At 73.8% G+C, this 2,583-nt stretch carries 1 protein-coding gene; it reads right to left on the bottom strand.

Features of this window, described 5'->3' with window-relative positions:
• Positions 1–174: 174 nt before the first annotated feature.
• The gene (locus ABZ885_RS39275; protein WP_360199704.1) at positions 175–2,202 is read right to left on the bottom strand and encodes a hypothetical protein; all 2,028 of its coding nucleotides are present in this window, start codon (positions 2,200–2,202) and stop codon (positions 175–177) included.
• Between the last annotated feature and the right edge of the window lie 381 nt (positions 2,203–2,583).

The raw sequence follows: 2,583 nt of genomic DNA, 5'->3' as shown, positions 1-2,583 counted from the left end.
CACACCTACCCAACCCTTTCCATTAACCCTCTACCCCCCCCCCCCGCCCTCCCGAACGCCCCCCCCGGGGGCGGCCCCCCCGCCGGGCCCCGCGCGGGGAGGGGGCGCGCGCGACCGGGCGGTCAGGGGGGTGAAACGGCCTGCCCGGCGCCGGAGCCGGCGCCGGGAACGGCCCTACGGCACGATGCGGCTCAGCACCTCCGGGCCGGGCTCGGCAAGCACATCCCCGCCCTGACCGCTCTCGTCGGCGGTCCGCCTCGGCCCCAGCTCCAGTGCCGGCACATCCAGCAGCTGGGAGAGCCCGGGCGCCGCGTGCGTGGGGCGGGCCATCCCCTCGGGCAGCGGCAGCTCCGGATCCGGCAGGTTGTGCGGGCGGGCGTGCGCCGCACCGGCGACCAACACGTACTTCCCCGCCCGGCCGACATCCGCCGCGATGGCATCGGCCGCATAGGTGTTGAAACGCCCCGCACGCTGGTACAGACCCCACTCTCCCGGCCCCTTAGCCGCCGGAAGTCCGTCCACGAACTGGACTCGCATTCCCTGCGCCTTGGCCTCCTGCACCATGTCGTGCAGACCGTTGCCCTCCAGCGAGTGCCAGTTACGGTCGTACCGCTTGATCATCAAGTCGAGCTCAGGCGGCATCGCCGCGCCGCGCGGGGAGCCCATGAACTCCTCCATGTGCTTCTGGAAGCTGTCGCCGCGCAGCGCCTCCAGGTAGACGGTGTCGACTCCCGCACCGCGCAGCGCCGCCATGTTGTCCTTGAGGAACGGCCAGCTCCGCGAATAATTGTGGTTCTCCCCCAGGACGAAACCGTCGTGCACCTCAAGGATGTTACGGGCACCCGAGATGGCGTCGGTGGCATCTCTCAGCACCCGGTCAACGTTGGCCAGGGCATCCTGATGCAGGCCGGCCGGCTGCCGCTCCGCGTTGGCCGCCACCATCTCGTCAAGCTGCGCGCGGCGGGCGTCCTGCCCCCTCCAGTAGTCGGCGCTCCGGTAGTCCTGACGCCCCAGCATCTCGAGCTGTTCGGCCGGCGTGAGCTCGTACTTGTAGCCGGGCAGCCCCTGGAGGACTCGCTCGCCCACCGTCCGGACCCCATTCCTGAGTCGGCCGGTAAGGTCGTTGAGGGTTACCGGGTCGAGATTGCTCTTGAACGTCTGGGTGCGCTTGTTCAGATGGGTGCCCTCAAGAGGAGTCCCGTCGCCTATCACCGGGCGCAGGTGCATCCCCCAACGGCTCTTGTGCGGCAGGTGCTCATGCAGCGAAGACAGGCTGTTGGAGCCGTTGAAGGAGTCGTGCACCAGCCTCTGCGGCCCGTTGCCCCGCGCGAACTTCTGGAGCGGCAAGACCAGCGACGCCTTGTGGAGCACCTTGTCGAACGCGGACTTCTGGGGTGGGAAGACCAGCGACGGCCCGGCGGGGTGCTCGTGCAGGGAGCGTCCCGGCCTCACCGCCTCGCTCCGTGCGGGTGCCGGCTCGGTGCGGACCCCCGGGAGGTGAGGCTCCCCGGCCGGACGGACCGGGCCGGTACGGAACTCCGCCGGAATTGGCGAATGACCCGGCTGCGCGGTGGGATGCGCGGCCGCCGAGGCCGACGTACCGGCGACGGGCGCGGTGGCGCTGCTGTGCAGGACCGGCATCCCGTGGACGTCCGGCATGCCGCCCACCGGGCGGACGGCGCCGGACGAGGGCCCTTCCGCCGGGCCCGCGAGCCGGATCTCGTCGGCCCCGGCCCCGACCGGACGGACCGGCGCCTCCGATGCGGCAGGGGACGTGGCGTCGGTCTGCAGATGCACCTGCGGCAGATCCACCCCGTGCTGCAACACCGGCCGCGAACCCTCCGCCACCGGATGCGACACCGACCCGGCACCACCCTCCAGATGCACCTGCGGCAAATCCACCCCGTGCTGCAACACCGGCCGTGAACCCTCCGCCACCGGATGCGACACCGACCCGGCACCACCCTCCAGATGCACCTGCGGCAGATCCACCCCGTGGTGGCCACCACCGGCCGGCAGCGGCGTCTCGTGCGCCGCCGTGGAAGGCGCGCTGACCGGGCCACCGTCGTGCACCGGCGGCAGGGAGGAGGCGTGACTCGCCGCGGGCGTCGCCGCGCCCTCGTGGGGGCCGGTGGCCGCCGCAGGCGCCGGCTCGTGCTGCGCGGCGGGGCCGACGTGCTGGGCCGGCGTCCCCTCGGACACCGGCGCGTGCGCACCGGCAGCCGTCGAGGCCGGGGCCTCCGTGGCCGGCGCGTGCGTGCCTCCGCCGTGGGCGGGCGGGGCCTCGGCGTGCCCGGGGGCCCCGCCCTCCGCCGCGGCCGAAGGACCGTGGGCGGGCGTGCCTCCCTCACCACCGTGACCTGAGGCGTGCAACGGCGAGCCGCCACCCGTGGTCCCGTGCTCCGCCGACGGAGCCGCAGGATGGGCCTGGGACTGCGCGGAACCGCCGCCGTCCGCCGCCGGGTGCGGTGCCGCATGGGCCGCGCCGCCGGCCGCCTCCGCCGCCGGGTGCCCACCACCCGCGGGCACGCCCTCGTGCGAACCGCCCGCCGGTACGTTGTGGGCAGCCGCCCCGGCCGCCTC

This window comes from Kitasatospora sp. NPDC047058 (genome assembly GCF_040643935.1).
Lineage (GTDB): Bacteria > Actinomycetota > Actinomycetes > Streptomycetales > Streptomycetaceae > Kitasatospora.
The sequence above is the reverse complement of the archived record's forward strand: the minus strand, read 5'-3'. Positions and strand labels throughout refer to the sequence as shown.